Annotated in this window: 15 protein-coding genes, 4 tRNA genes and 1 pseudogene; 14 read left to right on the top strand and 6 right to left on the bottom strand. The window is 41.0% G+C overall.

Annotation, left to right across the window (positions count from 1 at the left end; all coding sequences use genetic code 11):
- Nucleotides 1-4: 4 nt before the first annotated feature.
- From AW165_RS14235 to AW165_RS14195, 9 genes are all read left to right on the top strand, one after another.
- Complete coding sequence (locus AW165_RS14235; protein ID WP_060466190.1) at nucleotides 5-1,000, top strand: cation transporter; 996 nt, start codon at nucleotides 5-7, stop codon at nucleotides 998-1,000.
- 150 nt (nucleotides 1,001-1,150) lie between these two features.
- Complete coding sequence (locus tag AW165_RS14230) at nucleotides 1,151-1,471, top strand: DMT family transporter (protein WP_044102872.1); 321 nt, start codon at nucleotides 1,151-1,153, stop codon at nucleotides 1,469-1,471.
- Between the two features lie 12 nt (nucleotides 1,472-1,483).
- Nucleotides 1,484-1,963 (top strand): methylated-DNA--[protein]-cysteine S-methyltransferase, encoded by a 480-nt coding sequence (locus tag AW165_RS14225; protein ID WP_060466189.1) that lies wholly within the window; start codon nucleotides 1,484-1,486, stop codon nucleotides 1,961-1,963.
- Between the two features lie 133 nt (nucleotides 1,964-2,096).
- Nucleotides 2,097-3,317: a bifunctional glutamate N-acetyltransferase/amino-acid acetyltransferase ArgJ gene (argJ, locus tag AW165_RS14220; protein WP_060466188.1), complete on the top strand. Its 1,221-nt coding sequence runs from the start codon at nucleotides 2,097-2,099 to the stop codon at nucleotides 3,315-3,317.
- Nucleotides 3,318-3,461: 144 nt separating this feature from the next.
- Nucleotides 3,462-4,526 (top strand): quinolinate synthase NadA, encoded by a 1,065-nt coding sequence (gene nadA / locus AW165_RS14215; protein WP_002115913.1) that lies wholly within the window; start codon nucleotides 3,462-3,464, stop codon nucleotides 4,524-4,526.
- A 142-nt stretch (nucleotides 4,527-4,668) separates the two neighbouring features.
- Nucleotides 4,669-4,745, top strand: a tRNA-Pro gene (locus tag AW165_RS14210).
- 56 nt (nucleotides 4,746-4,801) lie between these two features.
- Nucleotides 4,802-4,878: transfer RNA gene (locus AW165_RS14205), tRNA-Arg, on the top strand.
- Between the two features lie 33 nt (nucleotides 4,879-4,911).
- Nucleotides 4,912-4,987 (top strand) — tRNA-His (locus tag AW165_RS14200).
- Between the two features lie 4 nt (nucleotides 4,988-4,991).
- Nucleotides 4,992-5,068 (top strand) — tRNA-Pro (locus tag AW165_RS14195).
- 197 nt (nucleotides 5,069-5,265) lie between these two features.
- Here the strand turns inward: AW165_RS14195 and add are convergent.
- Nucleotides 5,266-6,261 (bottom strand): adenosine deaminase, encoded by a 996-nt coding sequence (gene add / locus AW165_RS14190; protein ID WP_060466187.1) that lies wholly within the window; start codon nucleotides 6,259-6,261, stop codon nucleotides 5,266-5,268.
- A gap of 400 nt (nucleotides 6,262-6,661) precedes the next feature.
- Here add and AW165_RS14185 point away from each other — a divergent pair, with 400 nt between their 5' ends.
- A complete protein-coding gene (locus AW165_RS14185; RefSeq protein ID WP_060466186.1) occupies nucleotides 6,662-7,837 on the top strand; it encodes a zinc-binding dehydrogenase in 1,176 nt (391 codons plus the stop codon).
- 103 nt (nucleotides 7,838-7,940) lie between these two features.
- Here AW165_RS14185 and AW165_RS14180 read toward each other — a convergent pair whose 3' ends face one another.
- On the bottom strand, nucleotides 7,941-8,888 hold the full coding sequence (locus AW165_RS14180; protein WP_060466185.1) for a LysR substrate-binding domain-containing protein: 948 nt from the start codon (nucleotides 8,886-8,888) through the stop codon (nucleotides 7,941-7,943).
- 246 nt (nucleotides 8,889-9,134) lie between these two features.
- On the opposite strand from AW165_RS14180, the gene AW165_RS14175 reads away from it, so the two are divergent.
- The 3 genes from AW165_RS14175 to AW165_RS14165 all read left to right on the top strand — a co-directional run bounded on the left by AW165_RS14175 (nucleotide 9,135) and on the right by AW165_RS14165 (nucleotide 13,186).
- Nucleotides 9,135-10,355 carry an acyl-CoA dehydrogenase gene (locus AW165_RS14175; protein ID WP_009390606.1) on the top strand — a complete coding sequence of 407 codons (1,221 nt, stop codon included), beginning with the start codon at nucleotides 9,135-9,137 and terminating at the stop codon, nucleotides 10,353-10,355.
- Nucleotides 10,356-10,581: 226 nt separating this feature from the next.
- On the top strand, nucleotides 10,582-11,904 hold the full coding sequence (locus AW165_RS14170; protein WP_060466184.1) for an MFS transporter: 1,323 nt from the start codon (nucleotides 10,582-10,584) through the stop codon (nucleotides 11,902-11,904).
- Nucleotides 11,905-11,956: 52 nt separating this feature from the next.
- Entirely contained in the window at nucleotides 11,957-13,186 is a 1,230-nt protein-coding gene (locus AW165_RS14165; RefSeq protein ID WP_060466183.1) for a CaiB/BaiF CoA transferase family protein, read from the top strand.
- Nucleotides 13,187-13,272: 86 nt separating this feature from the next.
- Here the strand turns inward: AW165_RS14165 and AW165_RS14160 are convergent, their stop codons facing one another.
- Both AW165_RS14160 and AW165_RS14155 read right to left on the bottom strand, forming a co-directional pair.
- Complete coding sequence (locus tag AW165_RS14160) at nucleotides 13,273-13,932, bottom strand: VOC family protein (RefSeq protein WP_060466182.1); 660 nt, start codon at nucleotides 13,930-13,932, stop codon at nucleotides 13,273-13,275.
- Nucleotides 13,933-13,946: 14 nt separating this feature from the next.
- On the bottom strand, nucleotides 13,947-14,495 hold the full coding sequence (locus tag AW165_RS14155) for a TetR/AcrR family transcriptional regulator (protein ID WP_032042435.1): 549 nt from the start codon (nucleotides 14,493-14,495) through the stop codon (nucleotides 13,947-13,949).
- Between the two features lie 97 nt (nucleotides 14,496-14,592).
- Between AW165_RS14155 and AW165_RS14150 the strand changes: the two are divergent.
- Nucleotides 14,593-15,125, top strand: a pseudogene (locus tag AW165_RS14150) (HPP family protein).
- A 77-nt stretch (nucleotides 15,126-15,202) separates the two neighbouring features.
- Here the strand turns inward: AW165_RS14150 and tcuB are convergent.
- Both tcuB and tcuA read right to left on the bottom strand, forming a co-directional pair.
- A complete protein-coding gene (gene tcuB, locus AW165_RS14145; RefSeq protein WP_060466181.1) occupies nucleotides 15,203-16,336 on the bottom strand; it encodes a tricarballylate utilization 4Fe-4S protein TcuB in 1,134 nt (377 codons plus the stop codon).
- Nucleotides 16,326-17,732, bottom strand: coding sequence for an FAD-dependent tricarballylate dehydrogenase TcuA (gene tcuA / locus AW165_RS14140; RefSeq protein ID WP_060466180.1), 1,407 nt, complete (start codon nucleotides 17,730-17,732; stop codon nucleotides 16,326-16,328). Before tcuA ends, tcuB begins: the two co-directional genes overlap by 11 nt.
- Nucleotides 17,733-17,734: the final 2 nt, after the last annotated feature.

Raw genomic sequence — 17,734 nt, 5'->3', positions numbered from 1 at the left:
ACATATGCCATTGGTTTATACTAATGGCATTGTTTTTTGTGTCAGTTATGGTGCAAAGATGGCTTTAGAAAAACAAGAGAATCAAATACATTTAAGTAAAAATAGCTCTAACTGCGAATGCTCAAGCATGTCGTCTCAGGAGTGTTTCACGCCTAGTGAACCTGTGGTTAAAAAGAGCCAGTGGGTAAGTTATTACCATATTCCTCGCATGGACTGTGCAGCCGAAGAGCAAATGGTGCGGATGGCTTTAGCCTCTTACACTAAAGATATTCAAGAGCTTCATTTTGATTTGCCTGCACGCCATTTAGCGATTTATCACAGTCTTCAAGCTGAAATGATTACTCAAAGTTTACAGCGTCTAGGACTAGGAGCAGAGTTACAACAAACGCAGCCACATTATGAACCCGTTGAAAAACCTAAAAAGGTTCGAGCTAGTTCTTCAACTAATGCAGCACAAAAACAAGTTTTACAATGGTTGTTACTGATTAATGGCGTCATGTTTGTCATTGAGTTTATGGCCGGCATCATCGCTTCCTCTACAGGATTAATTGCCGATTCGCTCGATATGTTTGCTGATGCGGCAATTTATGGCATTGCTTTATTTGTGGTGGGTAAAAATCTAAATGCGCAATTAAAGGCTGCGCATCTTTCTGGATGGTTGCAGTTGGGCTTAGCCATGATTGTGTTAATCGATGTGTTGCGCCGTTTTATTTATGGCAGTGAACCTGTTTCAATTCTCATGATTTTAATTGGCGGATTAGCTCTTGCGGCCAATATTAGTTGCCTTTATTTAATGAGAGACCATAAGGAGAGCGGGGCACATATGAAGGCGAGTTATATCTTTTCTGCAAATGATGTCATCGTTAACTTAGGTGTCATTATTGCAGGGATATTGGTTGCCATTACAGGTTCGCGTTATCCTGATTTAATGATTGGATTAATTATTGTTTTGTTTGTTTTAAATGGTGCACGAAAAATTTTACAGTTAAAAAACGAATAATATTTTCTAAAACAGGCTAGCTTTAGATAGGGGTTTGCCTTCATTTTTTATTTTAAAGTAAACTGAGTCCTCACATAAAGGAGGAACGACCTCCCCCATAATGGGACATCATGTCGGGACGACCTGACGCTATAAAAATTAGTGAATGTTATGGCTTGGGCTATTTTAATTTTAGCAGGTGTATTTGAAATCATTTGGGCATATTCTATGAAAATGTCCGAAGGTTTTACACGTTTAACCCCTAGTGTTATTACCGTAGTTTTTATGATTTTGAGTGTAGTTCTGCTTTCAATATCAATGAAAACTTTACCTCTTGGCACTGCTTATACGGTTTGGACAGGCATTGGCGCAATTGGGTCATTTCTTGTAGGTATATTTTTTCTTCATGAACCCATTGGAGCTATACGAATGATTGCCGCTGTATTAATTGTGTCAGGTTTGGTTTTAATGAAAATTTCATCGCCGTCTTAAGAGAATAAAACTATGTTGCTGTCTTATAAGTATATCAATTCGCCTGTTGGGCAATTAAAGCTAGTTGCGAATGAAAATGCTTTAGTGGCAGTACTCTGGGACAATGAAAATCCAAAACGTGTTCGACTGGCTGAGCTGGTCGAACAACTTGACCATCCAGTTTTACTAAAGACGGAACAACAATTACAAGAATACTTTGAAGGCAAACGCCGTGAATTTACATTGCCACTAGATTTCGAAGGAACTGCATTTCAAAAGCAGGTCTGGTCTGCTTTACTGACCATCCCTTATGGTGAAACAAGAAGCTATAAAGATATTGCTGTTCAAATTGGCAATGAAAAAGCGGTGAGAGCAGTTGGCGCTGCAAATGGCAAAAACCCGATTTCAATTGTTGCACCTTGTCACCGAGTCATTGGTGCGGGTGGAGCTTTAGTTGGTTTTGCTGGTGGGCTTGATAAGAAAGATATTTTATTAAAACTAGAGCAACAATGAGCCGTTTTTGCGCTCGATTTTTTTAGACTTTTCTACTAAGCTGTTCACAATGATATTTCATAAGGTCGGTGCTTTATTGCATCACTTTTTTTGAAATATTGATCTTATTCAACAAACTTTGGATGTTCTAAAAATGGCTGTCGGTGACGTAACAATGCCACAAATGCATGTGGTAAAAGGTGTAAAAATTGGCTCAACAGAAGCATATGTACGTTACCAAAACCGACGAGATTTAGTCATTTTTGAGTTTGCAGAAGGCTCAAATGTTGCTGGTGTATTTACGCAAAATGCATTTTGTGCAGCGCCTGTTCATGTCTCTAAAGCCCATCTTGCCGAAGGTAATCCTCGTTATTTAGTGATTAATACGGGTAATGCCAATGCGGGAACCGGACCTACGGGTTTGAAAAACGCTCAGGATACTTGTGCGAAGTTAGCGGAGCTTGCTGGAGTAAATAGCTCTGAAGTACTTCCGTTTTCTACGGGGGTGATTGGCGAGCAGCTTCCAATGGAGCGTTTACTTGCTGGACTTCAGCCTGCATTAAATAGCGTACAAGATGCGGCTTGGAATGATGCTGCAACTGGCATTATGACAACAGATACTGTGCCTAAAGGCGCATCTGAACAATTTGAACTTGATGGCATTACTTATACCATGACAGGTATTAGTAAAGGCGCTGGCATGATTCGTCCAAACATGGCAACCATGTTAAGTTTCGTGGCAACAGATGCACCTATTCGCCGTGATTTAGTACAAAAGCTACTAAAAACCACGGTTGAGCATTCATTTAACCGTATTACGATTGATGGCGATACTTCGACTAATGACTCTTGTATTTTCGTAGCAACAGGTCAGGCGGGTGGCGCTGAAATTACATCGGACAGTGATGTACGCTACGCTAAAGTGTTAGAAGTTCTTGCTCGTGTAATGAATCGTTTAGCCCAGTTAATTGTCCGTGATGGTGAAGGTGCGACGAAATTTATTACTGTTGCTGTAGAAGGCGGCGCGAATACTCAAGAATGTTGTGACATTGCTTATAGCATTGCGCATTCACCACTTGTCAAAACTGCACTTTTTGCATCGGACCCGAACTGGGGACGTATTTTAGCTGCGATTGGCTATGCAGGTGTTAAAGACTTAGATGTGTCTAAAATTCAAGTGTGGTTAGACGACGTGCAAATCTGTAAAGATGGCGGCGCAGCTGAGGACTATACCGAAGAAGCGGGCGCGCGTGTTATGGCTCAAACCGAAATTACCATTCGTGTTGATTTAGGACGTGGTCAGGCCAAAGACACGGTATATACCTGTGACTTATCTTACGACTATGTCAAAATTAATGCTGATTACCGTTCTTAAATATCAGTTATAATCAAGCCTCGACAAAGAGGCTTTTTTATTAGCCCCATCTTATGATATTAAATGATTCAATCCGTAAATCATTTAAGCAGTAACGTTATATGCGAGCAGGTATGCCAGCATGAAGGATAGAGAAGACGTTTTATGAGTGATGCGACTTTAATTGCCAACGATGCAAAAAACATTGTACAAGCGCATTTAGACCGTTTAGGTGAGCCAAAAGACAATCGCTTAAGTGAAGAAGCAAAACAACAAAAGTTTGCGCAGATCGAAGCAGAGCTCAAAAAACGTGATGCTGTCCTTGTTGCTCATTACTATTGCGACCCTGAAGTACAGGAGCTTGCCGAAAAAACAGGTGGATGCGTTTCTGACTCTTTAGAAATGGCCCGTTTCGGACGAGATCATGCTGCTTCAACACTCGTTGTGGCTGGTGTAAAGTTTATGGGAGAAACAGCAAAAATTCTGTCTCCTGAAAAAACAATTTTAATGCCGACACTTGAAGCAACCTGCTCACTCGACTTGGGTTGCCCAGTTGATGAGTTCACGGCATTTTGTGATCAGCACCCTGACCACACTGTAGTTGTTTATGCCAATACATCGGCGGCTGTTAAAGCACGTGCAGATTGGGTCGTGACTTCAAGCTGTGCGGTCGAAATTGTTGAGCATCTAGACAGCTTAGGTGAAAAAATTATTTGGGCGCCAGATCAGCACTTAGGACGCTATATTCAAAAGAAAACTGGTGCAGATATGTTGCTTTGGGATGGCGCATGTATTGTGCATGAAGAATTCCGTGCACGTGGCATTGCCAACATGAAAGCACTGTACCCAGACGCTGCTGTATTGGTACATCCAGAATCGCCAGAATCGGTTGTAGAAATTGCTGATGCGGTAGGTAGTACTTCTCAACTGATTAAAGCTGCGCAGACTTTGCCAAATGAAAGACTGATTGTGGCAACAGACCGTGGCATTTTCTACAAAATGCAGCAAGCGGTTCCCAATAAGATTTTAGTTGAAGCGCCAACAGCGGGTGAGGGGGCAACTTGTCGTTCATGTGCTCACTGTCCGTGGATGGCAATGAATGAACTCGACGGAATTTTAGAAGTTTTACAAAAAGGTGATCAGGAAATACACGTCGATCCAGCACTTGCTGAACGTGCCAAAATGCCTTTAGATCGAATGTTAGCCTTTAGTGCATCGTTAAAACGTTAAAAAACCTCAAAATGCTTGTTAAATATACATTTGATAAGGATTTTTAACTTTTTTTGAGAATAGGTGTTGACGTCTGAGGGCGTCGCGCCTAGAATGCACACCGTACCGCACGATGTGCGATACAGCAAAAGCTGAGATAGATCGGAGCATAGCACAGCCTGGTAGTGCACCTGGTTTGGGACCAGGGGGTCGTAGGTTCGAATCCTACTGCTCCGACCACTTAAAATAATATTTTAAGATCGGCGAAGTATCGCATGATAAGCATCATCGGTTAAGCGCCTGTAGCTCAGTTGGATAGAGCATCCGCCTTCTAAGCGGATGGTCACAGGTTCGAATCCTGTCAGGCGCGCCATTTGGTAGCTTGGTACATAGAACTTATTTGATGGTGGATGTAGCTCAGTTGGTAGAGCCCTGGATTGTGATTCCAGTTGTCGCGGGTTCGAATCCCGTCATTCACCCCAATTTCGGAGCATAGCACAGCCTGGTAGTGCACCTGGTTTGGGACCAGGGGGTCGTAGGTTCGAATCCTACTGCTCCGACCATATTTAAAAGCGTTCAAGCTTTGAAAATATCTCAAATATTGAAAAGAATTTCTTCTAGTCTTACAGATAGAAGGAATTTTTTTGTTTTTATATATTTAAATTTTAATTCATACACACTCCAATATTTGAACTTATTTATATAAGCTCGTTCTCTGTTCTCTGTTCTCTGTTCTCTGTTCTCTGTTCTCTGTTCTCTGTTATTGATATTTCTGCCTTAACTCATCTTTTTCTTGTTCTGATAAAAATGCGATTTTAAGTCCATTTTCTTGAGCTGTATAAATTTGCTCAGGGCTTAAACCTGCTAGTGGGGCAGCAGTTAAATATTCATGCTGTATCTCAATGCCTTCTACCGCTGGATCATCTGTATTAATGGTGGCAAGCACACCATGTTCTAAAAAAGTCTTTAATGGGTGCTCTGCTAAAGAAGGCACTGTGTTGGTTTGAATATTTGAGGTAAGGCAAGATTCAATACCAATCTCATGTTTCGCTAAATAATCTAAAAGTTTTAAATCTTGAACTGCTTTAACACCATGTCCAATTCGTTCAGCACCTAATTCTTCAATAGCTTGCCAAATACTTTCTGGACCAGCAGCTTCGCCTGCATGTACCGTAATGTTCCAACCTGCATCACGTGCTTTTTTAAAGTGCTCAATAAATAAATTGCCCGGAAAACCAAGCTCATCTCCAGCAAGATCTAGTGCTTTAATATCATTTTTATGGGCGAGTAGAGCATTTAACTCTTTTTCACAGGCTTCTTGGCCAAAAGTACGACTCATAATGCCAATTAAATTCGCTTTTACTCCGTACGCTTGGCTGCCTTCTTTTACTCCAGCAATCACAGCTTCAACTACGCCTTCGAGTGGAAGTTGATGTGTCATTCCCATGTAACCTGGTGAAAAACGCAGCTCTACATAGTCTAGCCCTTGTTGTGCTGCATCTTGCATGTTTTCAAATGCAATACGTTTGCAGGCATCTAGGCTTGCTAATACTTTTACACCCCAATCGAGCTTAGATAAAAAACTTAATAAGTCAGGTTGGTTATCCATAACTTGTACGTGTGGTCGTAAAGATTCAATGTCATAGGCAGGCAAATCTAAATTGTATTGTTGCCCCAATTCTAAAATGGTTTGAATGCGGATGTTGCCATCAAGATGGCGGTGTATATCTGTAAGTGGAAGTGTTTTTGTAATCATGGATTTCTTCTTATCTGTTCATCTTAATTTATCATGCCTGTTTAAGACTGCTGATAAAAGTTTGGATTTGCTATGTTTTTGTGAAAAGCGTTGAGTTGAGTTTTTTGAACTTACTATATTTGTATAAGTTTTAATTTTGATGACATTGTTCTGGCCTAAGAAGATAACGCAGTCTGTGTAAGATACAAGCACCAAGATTTTTATTGTTTTTAATTTCGCTGAGCCTGTTTTTTTGACTCTTCAAGAGTGGATTGGCTGAAGAATGGTCATTGGTATTTTGCCTTTTACTTGTAAAGTTGAATAAAGGCTTGCTAAAGACCAAACTGATAAGGCGATTAATTTATCTGTAGAAATCTATTTCTGGCAAGTAAATGAAAAAGAAGAAATAGGAAGCGCTCAAATGAAGTCGGTACTTTGTCATCAAGCAACATTGCAAGTCGTGGACCAACCGAACTTACTGCCTGCAAAAGGGCAAGTTTTATTGGAAGTGGTGCGATGTGGAATTTGTGGCTCTGATTTGCATATGCAGCATCACTGCGACCACATGCATGATTTAGCGGCACGTGTCGGGTTTAATGGTTTAGCCAAGTCTACAGATCCGTTTGTATTGGGACATGAGTTCTGTGGCAAGGTTTTAGATTATGGTCCAAAAACACGTCATAAATTTAAAGCGGATACACTCGTTTGTGCAATGCCGCTTTTAAACGTTGATCAGCATGGTTATTTGTCTACGGGGCTTTCTCCAAATGCTTCGGGTGGCTATGCCGAGCAAGTATTGGCTCAATCAAGCTTGATGTTTGAAGTACCCAACGGTCTAGATGCCGATAGTGCTGCCATGACTGAACCTATGGCGGTTGCATTGCATGCTGTTCGCCGTAGCCGTGTGAAAACTGGTGAACCTGCAATTGTGATTGGGTGTGGTCCTGTCGGGTTAGGTGTCATATTAATGCTTAAAGCAGCTGGGGTTAAAACCGTGGTTGCCAGCGACTTTTCACCAAACCGCCGTAAGCTTGCCGAGCAATGCGGTGCCGATATTGTGGTAGACCCTAAAGAGACATCGCCATTTGCCAACTGGAAAGAGTTTGGTTTGCTTGGCAATGTTTCTGATGCAATTAACATGGGTATGGGGCTGTTTGATAAGTTGCAAGCGACTCGCTTACCGTGGTGGCATGGATGGCGCATGATTGATAAATTAGGTGCTCTGCCAAAACGTCCTGTTATTTTTGAGTGTGTCGGCGTACCGGGTGTTTTACAGCAAATTATTGAAGGTGCACCTTTGTTTTCCCGAATTGTTGGGGTGGGCGTCTGTATGCAAAGTGACAAAATCGAACCCGCACTTGCAATTAATAAAGAGTTAGAAATTCAGTTTGTGTTGGGCTATACACCACTTGAGTTTAGAGATGCGCTACATATGATTGCAGAAGGGAAAGTGAATTGTTCACCGCTCATTACGGGTGTTGTTGGCTTAGAAGGTGTTACGAGTGCATTTGAAGCATTACGTGATCCTGAACAGCATGCCAAAATCTTGATTGACCCTAAACGTAGCGGTTCAGATATTCAATTGATGAGTCATTAAGTCAAAGTTATTTATGCATAAATAAAAGGTTGTGATCTCACTAATCACAATCTTTTTTTATTTTTATAGATCGCAATATGTGGCACAAATCAAAGCTGCTGAGCTAATGCGTATTGATCTTTAGTTGCTCTAACTCTTGATAAATCCACTCAACAAATTTTTGAATGGTTGGGGTTATGTCTTGGCTCGAATGGATGAGGTAGTACTTTCGGCTGCCTTTTAGTTTCTTATTGGAAACAATCACCAATTCTTTTTTTTGTAGTTCAGATTCAATCAACATTTGTGGAATTAGAGCCATTCCCATGTCATGACTGGCGGCAACCGCAAGCATTGAAAATAACTCATGGCGTTGTCCATCAAAAGGTTTCGGGTGTTGCATCTGATGGGTTAGAAACCATTCTTGCCAAATGCTAGGCCGAGTGGTTTGTTGTAATAGGGGAATTTTTAGTAAATCCTCGCAGCTTAGATCATAGGTATTTTCATTAATCATCACTGCATCTGGAAAATACTTTTCGATGAGCGTTGGTGAGCACACAGGTACAATTTCTTCATCCATTAAATAATGTGCTTGTATGCCGGGCCAGTGGTCAATTTGCTGCTGCGTACCTGCAAAAATAGCAGCATCAAAAATATTGTCGTTAAATAAAAAAGGCTTGGTACTGGTTTCTAAGTGAACTGTAATTTCAGGGTGTTTTTGATTTAAAAGATGGAGCTTGGGTAACAGCCAGCGCGTTGCAAAGGTAGGAACCACACCTAATTTTAGTGTGCCTCCTAAACCCTTATGAGAAATCACATCGGCTGTACATTTCTCTAGCCCCAATAAGTAGGGTTTAATGCTTTTAAAGTACTGCTGACCAGCAATCGTGAGTTCAACACCATGCCGAGTACGAATAAAAAGTTCAACGCCTAGGAAATCTTCTAATTGTTGAATTTGGCGAGAAACTGCACTTTGGGTAATACATAACTCTTGCGCAGCATAGGTATAACTTAGATGTTTTGCTGCACTTTCAAAGCAAATCAGGCCCTGAATGGACGGGATGCTTCTTCGCATAAATAAAATCCTTTTATTTGTGGTCATATTTCAAAATGGCATATGACCTAAATGCAGATATCCGAGTTTAGTATAAAAATAAGCCATTTTTAATGAAATACAACCAATTAAATATCTAAATTTAATATGTCTTATTTTAAATATGCGTAAGTCGCATATCTGCATGAACATTTATCGTTTGATTACTGCATTTTTCACGCATAACATCGAGTTAAATAAAGAAGATCAAATCAAGCAGAGGATGCGATGAATCACATGGTGACAACAAAAAAAGCAAAAGTTCAATTTAACTGGCAAGACCCATTTTTAATTGAACAACAGCTTACCGAAGATGAGCGCATGATTCGTGATGCGGCTCATGCCTATTGCCAAGAGCGCTTGCAACCACGTGTACTTGAACAATTCCGTCATGAAAAAACAGACCCATCTATTTTCCGTGAAATGGGAGAGCTTGGTTTATTAGGGCCAACCATTCCTGAGCAATATGGCGGTGCGGGTTTGAACTATGTGAGTTATGGCTTGGTTGCGCGTGAAATTGAATATGTCGATTCGGGCTACCGCTCTATGGCGAGTGTGCAAAGCTCATTGGTCATGGTTCCAATTCATGAATTTGGTACCGAAGAGCAAAAGCAGAAGTATTTACCTAAACTAGCTACTGGTGAATACATTGGTTGTTTTGGTTTGACCGAGCCTGATCATGGTTCAGACCCGGGTAGTATGATTACCCGTGCTAAAAAAGTTGACGGTGGTTACCGTTTAAGCGGCGCAAAAATGTGGATTACCAACAGTCCAATTGCCGATGTATTTGTGGTCTGGGCAAAAGAAGTTTCTGCTGAAGGTAATGTCGGTGATATCCGAGGCTTTATTTTGGAAAAGGGCTGGGAAGGTTTATCTGCGCCTGCCATTCATGGCAAGGTCGGTTTACGTGCATCCATTACGGGTGAAATTGTGATGGATAACGTTTTTGTACCTGAAGAAAATGCATTCCCTGAAATTCGAGGCTTAAAAGGCCCATTTACCTGTCTAAATAGCGCCCGTTATGGCATTGCATGGGGTGCAATGGGGGCTGCCGAGTTCTGCTGGCATACTGCACATCAATACACCATGGACCGCAAACAATTTGGTCGTCCGTTGGCTGCAAATCAGTTGATTCAAAAGAAACTGGCAGATATGCAAACTGAAATTGCATTAGGTTTGCAAGTGGCTCTACGTTTTGGCCGTATGAAAGATGAAGGTATTGCATCAGTTGAAGGTACATCTCTAATTAAGCGTAACAACTGTGGGAAAGCACTTGATATTGCTCGCATGGCGCGTGACATGATGGGTGGAAACGGTATTAGTGATGAGTTTGGTGTGGCACGTCATTTGGTCAATCTTGAAGTTGTGAATACCTACGAGGGTACACATGATGTTCATGCTCTTATTTTAGGTCGTGCCCAAACAGGTATCGCGGCATTTAGTAACTAACTCACTCATTTTTAAAGATAGAGGTGTTCTTTCGGGAGCACCTTTAGAGATTTTTACGCAAAAATTTATGGAAAATGACAAGATTCATCGTAAGGATACTCATGTGAAGATGTTCCTCTGTGTACTTAAAACTAAATATAAGATGATGAAAAATATAGAAGATTAAGTCATACAGAAAACATAAGTAGGCTACCGATGACTCATTTGGGAAAATGAGGAACTAAAGATGAACAATGACGTTCAAGTAATATCGAAAGAATTAAGAAATACATTTCCAAGCAACCTTGGAACATACGAAAGGATTGGACCTCATACATGGAAATGGGCGTTGTTATTTGCCTATTTTGCGATGGTAGTCGATGGCATAGATATTATGCTGTTGTCTTATAGCTTGACTAGTTTAAAGGCAGAGTTTGGTTTAAGTACCTTTCAGGCAGGTGCCTTAGGTAGTGCTTCTTTGGCGGGTATGGGTATTGGCGGTATTTTAGGTGGTTGGGCATGTGACAAGTTTGGTCGCGTACGGACCATTGCTAACTCGGTGACTTTCTTTTCTGTAGCGACCTGTTTATTAGGTTTTACGCAAAGCTTCGAGCAATTTATGGCTTTACGTTTTATTGGTGCTTTAGGAATTGGAGCACTTTATATGGCATGTAATACCTTAATGGCTGAATATGTGCCAACCACGTACCGTACAACGGTATTGGGCACATTACAGACGGGTCAGACCGTAGGTTATATTGCTGCGACGTTATTAGCTGGCGCAATTATTCCAGATCATGGCTGGCGTGTTTTGTTCTTCCTGACCGTAGTACCTGCTTTTGTTAATATTTTCCTACAACGATTTGTGCCAGAGCCAAAATCTTGGCAGCTCACTAAAATTGAAAGCTTGCAAGGCAACAGACACCCTAAAGAAATAGTTGTGGCTGAAAAGCCTAAAAGTGGCAGTATCTATAAGCAAATTTTTAATAACTTTAAGCACCGTAAAATGTTTTTGTTGTGGATGACCACAGCATTCTTCTTACAGTTTGGTTATTACGGTATTAACAACTGGATGCCAAGTTATTTGGAAACAGAAGTGCATATGAACTTTAAAAACTTAACCAGTTATATGGTGGGTTCATATACTGCAATGATTTTAGGCAAAATTTTAGCGGGTTATCTTGCAGACAAATTTAACCGCCGTGCTGTTTTTGTGTTTGGAACAATAGCCAGCGCCGTGTTTTTGCCAATCATTATTTTCTTCAATACCCCTGACAATATTTTGTATTTATTAATCACTTTTGGCTTTTTATATGGCATTCCATACGGTGTGAATGCGACTTATATGGCTGAAAGTTTTTCAACGGATGTGCGCGGAACAGCCATTGGCGGTGCTTATAACATTGGTCGTGTCGGGGCAGCGATTGCACCAGCCACCATTGGTTTCTTGGCATCGGGTGGAACTTTTGCGATGGCCTTTATTGTGATGGGTGCTGCGTATTTTGTTGCGGGTGTATTGCCAGGATTATTTATTAAAGATCGTCAGTACGATCCGCAAAAACAATCATAAACAATGACAAGAAGGTGCGTTGAGTACCTTCTAAAAAGATAAGGGTATCGTTATGGGTGCATTACAAGGAATTCGGGTTTTAGATTTAAGTCGTGTACTTGCAGGGCCTTGGTGTGGGCAAATATTGGCAGACCTTGGCGCGGAAGTCATTAAAATTGAACGTCCTCGAGTCGGTGATGACACCCGTATGTGGGGGCCACCATGGATGCCCGATCAAGATGGAAACATGACCCGTGAATCTGGCTATTTTCAGTGTACCAATCGTAATAAATATTCAGTTGCAGTGGACATTACCACACCCGAAGGTCAGGCCTTAATTTATGAAATTGCCAAGACTGCTGACGTGGTCATTGAAAATTATAAGACAGGGTCTTTGGCTAAATATGGTTTGGACTATGCTTCCTTAAGTGAGCTGAACCCAAATATTGTGTATTGCTCGATTACCGGTTTTGGGCAAGATGGTCCACGTGCAGAAGAACCCGGTTATGATTTTATTATTCAGGGTATGTCTGGCTTAATGAGCATTACTGGCGAGCCTGATGATGTGGCAGGTGGTGGTGCACAAAAGGTTGGTGTGGCTGTGGTCGATATTCAAACTGGGTTGTATTCAACCATTGCCATTCAAGCGGCCTTGATTGCACGCTCACACACGGGACGCGGTCAGTATATTGATATGTCCTTGCTTGATGTGCAGGTCGCGGCACTGGCAAATCAGGGAATGAACTATTTAGCTTCAGGTAAAGCCCCGCAGCGCATGGGTAATCAACACCCGAGTATTGTGCCGTATCAAACTTTTAAGGCTAAAGATAAAGAATTTATTATTGCTTGTGGTAATGACAAGCAGTTTAAAGATTTATGTATTGCAATTGATTATCCAGAGTTACTCGAAAATGAAAAGTTTGTCCGTAACCAAGACCGCGTCAAATATCGAGATGAACTAATTCCTTTATTGTCGAAGCACTTTTTGCAGAAAACTGCCAAAGAGTGGGTCGACATGATTCATGCCTTAAAAGTACCCGTAGGTGTTATCAACTCTATTGAAGATGCTTTAGCTGAACCACAAATCGTACATCGCAATTTGGTGGTGAATATTCCTCATCGTTTAAATGAAAACTTCCAAACCATTGGCTCACCAATCAAGTTGTCTGATACTCCAGTTGAATATCATCATGCACCGCCAGAGTTGGGTGAACATACCGCCCAAATCTTATCGAGATTTAAAACAGCAGAGGAGTTGGCTACGTTAAAAGAGAAAGGCGTTATTGATGGGAAAATTGCTTAAGCTATTGCCGCTTTTAATGTTATTCAATTTTAATGAAAACTGTGATTTGCAATAAATCACAGTTTTTTTATTGGAAAATAAGAGCCTTAATATTTAAAAATAAGTGGCAGCTCTGGTCTAAAATCATGAATCATTCCTTGAGGTTCATGATCAAAACTAATTTCCATTAAATGCTCCGATCCATTAGTCACTTCAAAATCATCAAGCGAATTGAACAGCAATGAAGTAGGGTGCTTTTCAAGGTTTGGAATAGAAACCTTAATTGAGGTGATTTCTGATAAATCTTTGCTATGAACAAGTGGTTGTTGTTTTTCTTTTGCAGCAAGGTCTGGTCGTGAAGCAAATGAAAGGAAGAACCACATCGGTTCAGATACCACAGAATTTTTGGCAACATTTACTTCTAAGTTGGCTGGTAAATAGCTTGGCTTGTAAACCCAATTAGGAAATTTTGCGCCATTATCATCTTTATTTTTAGGGCGAAAACAAATACCAAAAGGGGACGCGATATTATTTTGAGTACTTAGTCGCTCAAAAAGCAGAGTAGGTTTGATGAGATCACTTGAGGCTTCTTCTGGATTATTTAAAAAGATTAACTCAATAAAACTGTTTTTAAAGAAAAAGCGTCTGTTTTCGGTACCTTGACCCGGGTGCTTGTTGGATGAACCTTCTGTTAGACCGAATTTTTTTAAAGTTTCAGCTTCGGGAGCGCCTGATTGTACACAAATAAAAATATGGTCCACTTCCATTTTAAGTTCTCATGCTAATGTTTATGAATATTAAATAATTGATTAATAGAGTTTTTCATGTTTGTCGCAAGTGTTTCATCGAAACCATCGACTAAAAAGCGGCTAATGAGTCCTTCAATCACCGTATAGATCAGCTCAGATAAAGCTTCACCATTGGGTATATTGCAGTTTTGTGCAATCAATACTTTAATCCATTGTTTATGGGCTTTAGAAATAGAAATAATGTCTTGATCATCTTGGTTAGATTCAGCAACTGCTCTTACAAATAAACATCCTTTAAAAAAATCTTGCCTAAACCAGTTGGTGTGCCAATCCAGAATTTTATTGATGGCCTCTAACCCTGTTGCATCTCCTACATAGCCCAAAAGGCTTTGCTTGAATCTCTCATCACGTGCAACGAGCACAGACTTAACCAGTTGATTTTTATTTTTATAGTACGTGTACATGGTGGTTTTAGAGCAGCCAGATTCATCACGAATCAGGTCAACGCCAACCCCAACAAAACTATTTTCATTAAATAATTTCTCGGCTGTATCTAATATTTTTAAGGCAGATTTTGACATGTGTCTTTTCCAAAAAATAAAATAGTACAGATCTGTACTATTTCAAATTTTATCTATATGCTTTTTAAAAAGCAAATTTTTGTTTGAGGAAAAAACCATGTTCTCGATCTTTTATGGCAAAGAAAAACTGGCTCCATCGCCCGCTAAAATTGATATTTTAAGAAGCCTTGTTGGGGGGCGCTCAGTATTTTTATACTTCTGTGGTTGAGTAAGCTCACACATAATATCTTTATCATGGCGCCGTTTGGTGCAACTTGTGTCTTACTTTATACCGTGTCGCAATCACCTTTGGCACAGCCGAGAAATATTATATTTGGACATCTTATTTCGGCTTTTGTAGGTTTGTTTTTTCTAAAATTTGTCGGCGTTTCCATTTTTACAATTGCTTTTTCCGTGGGCTGTGCCATTGCGCTCATGCAGGTTTTTAAATGTGTTCATCCACCTGCTGGAGCTAATCCTTTGGTTATTTTGCTCACCGCAAGCAGCATACATTACGAGTGGAGTTTCTTAATTTTTCCTGTTTTGGTTGGTGCAGTGTCTTTAGTTTTAGTGGCGATGCTCATTAATAATATTAAAGCGAGTACCAAGTGGCCAATGTATGGCTTGGGAATTTTAAACAGTAAAAAGTAGGGATGGCATGAAGTGTTTTGAGCTTAAAATAATGAAAGTATTCACTACGCCAAGATAGTGAATACTTTTGAATGAAATTATGATTTCTTGGAAATACGTTCTTCGATGGCAAATTTGAGTAAAGAAGCACTGCGGTAAAAACCGTGTGCGAACTTTCCAAATGGCATGGTAATAAAGAATGTCATGACAGTGGCTAAATGGAAAATCAGTAAAAGTGCCATGTAAGGGGTATTACGAAATGCCATGAGTGCTAACCCTGAAGCGCTAACGATAAGCAGAAGGAAGATAAAGCCTCGATCTACAGGTTTTTGCTCACGGTCACCATGCAACGGATGGCGTTTAAGATTTAAATAGAGCAAGCCAGAGGGTCCGACAACTAAGCCGATTCCACCCAAAGTTCCTAAAATGACAGGCAAGCTTAGGTAAGGATAAGGTGCATGTAGGTCAAGAAAATAGTGATATAAAGTCGCTACACCTGTAGCTGCAAAGCAGAGCATAAAGCCATAAAACGTCAGGTGATGGAACACACGGCGGATTTGTGTGTAACGGTCATCTTGCTCATTACAGCCTTTACCATGACCACCATCTAAATATTTAAGCGTTAATACATTTTGAGTGGCTTGAACCAGATCGGGTTTCTCAACTTTGCCATGAATGACTTTAGAGGTTTGTCGCCAGAATTTGCTAATTCCAATACCGAGTAAAACAATCGCAACTGTAAAGGTCGCTCCAAACAATAGTGCTAAAAAGTTATGCGGGAAAATCGCATAGAAATTACCTTGATAGCCTGCAAACAGGTCGGTACCTTTGTACCACACCACAGCTAACATGCAAAAAAAGAAAATAAGTGTTAACACCGAGACAAAAGGAATACCCACAGATTTATAAAGTCGACCTAAAGGCTGAGGGGTCGCAAACTCTTGGTAAGTTTCTAAACGTACTTGTGCCATCGCTTTTGGAATGTTTACGCCAAACTCATGAGGTGGGGCATACTGGCAAGCGTGTAAACAAGCACCACAGTTATGGCACAGGTTTGCGAGGTAATGAATATCGGCTTGATTAAACTCAAGGCGTTTGGTCATGGCTGCAAAAACAGCGCAAAAAGACTCACAGTAGCGACAAGCATTACAAATCTGTAGGGCTCTTTGAACTTCTTGCTCATGGTCAGAGAGCTGAACAACTGGAATTAGGGCTTTGCTATTAGCATTCATGTTCAACTCCTTGTGAAAGTGCATAGTGGGCGGCATTTTTTCCGGCAATGCGTCCAAAGGTCGTGCCAATCGACATGCCAACGCCTGCGGTATAACCCTGACCAAGTACGTTGCCTGCCATCATTTCACCTGCGACAAATAGGTTGCGGCTTGGTTTATTGTTAAAACGCACAGCCGCATCATCTTCGACTTTTAAACCTAAATAGGTAAAGGTAATGCCGGGTTTAAGGGCATAGGCATAGAAAGGTGGCTGGTCGAGAGGAACGGCCCAGTGGGTTTTGTTGGGAACAATATTTTCGGTGGTGCAGTCATCTAAAACGGTATGGTTAAAGGTGCCTTGCACACAGGCTTGATTAAATTCTTTTACGGTATGGCATAAGGTTTTGGCATCCAGCCCGATTTTTTCGGCTAACTCTTGAATGCTATTTGCTTTTACACCTGCAAACACAGGTGGCATAAAGCGGCCAATGGCTTTTGAATCAATAATCGAATAGGCAATTTGCTGCGGTTGTTTGGCAACAAGGCGGCCCCAAATCGCATAACGTTTTGGCCAGAAGTCTTCGCCTTCATCGTAAAAACGTTCGGCTTTGTTATTGACCACAATTCCCAGTGAAACGCAGTCAATACGGGTGCAGATGCCGCCGTCATATAACGGTGCTCTTGCATCTACAGCGACGCAATGCGATTGTGATGGATCACCAATAATATCGGCGCCTTGATCTATCATAAATTTGAGTAAGTTGCCTTGATTAAAGCGGGTTCCGCGAATAATGAAATTATCGGCAGGCCATTCGCCGTTTTCATTTTGTCCCCATGCTTCTCTTAACCATTCTAAATTTGACTCAAAACCACCTGCGGCCAAGACACAGCTTTTTGCTTTAAATACACGTCCATCTTCAGCAATTGCAGCTTCAAAATGTCCTTGATTTAACTTTAGATCTTTAATTTTTGTGTTGTATAAAATTTCGATACCAAGTTCTTGGGCACTACGGTAGTACGCATTAATGAGAGCTTTACCTCCGCCCATAAAAAATGCATTGGTACGTGCAACATGCAAAGCACCCGATAGCGGCGGCTGAAAATTAACACCATGTTTACGCATCCAGTCGCGGCAAGTCGCCGTGCTACGAATCACTAGACGAGCTAAATGTTCATTGGTTTTGCCCCCAGTCACTTTAAGTAGATCTTGCCAATATTCTTCTTCGGGGTAGGCATCGACCAATACATCTTGAGGAGCATCATGCATGCAGCGAAGGTTACGAGTGTGTTGTGAGTTACCACCACGCCACTCTTTGGGCGCTGCTTCTATTACCAGCACAGAAGCACCACTTTCTTTTGCCGTGAGCGCGGCACACAGTGCGGCATTCCCACCACCAATTACAATCACATCATGCATGG

Origin of the sequence: Acinetobacter sp. LMB-5, assembly GCF_001541635.1 — a bacterium.
GTDB lineage: Bacteria > Pseudomonadota > Gammaproteobacteria > Pseudomonadales > Moraxellaceae > Acinetobacter > Acinetobacter pittii.
Note: the sequence above shows the minus strand (reverse complement) of the source record. Positions and strands in the feature narration are given on the sequence as shown.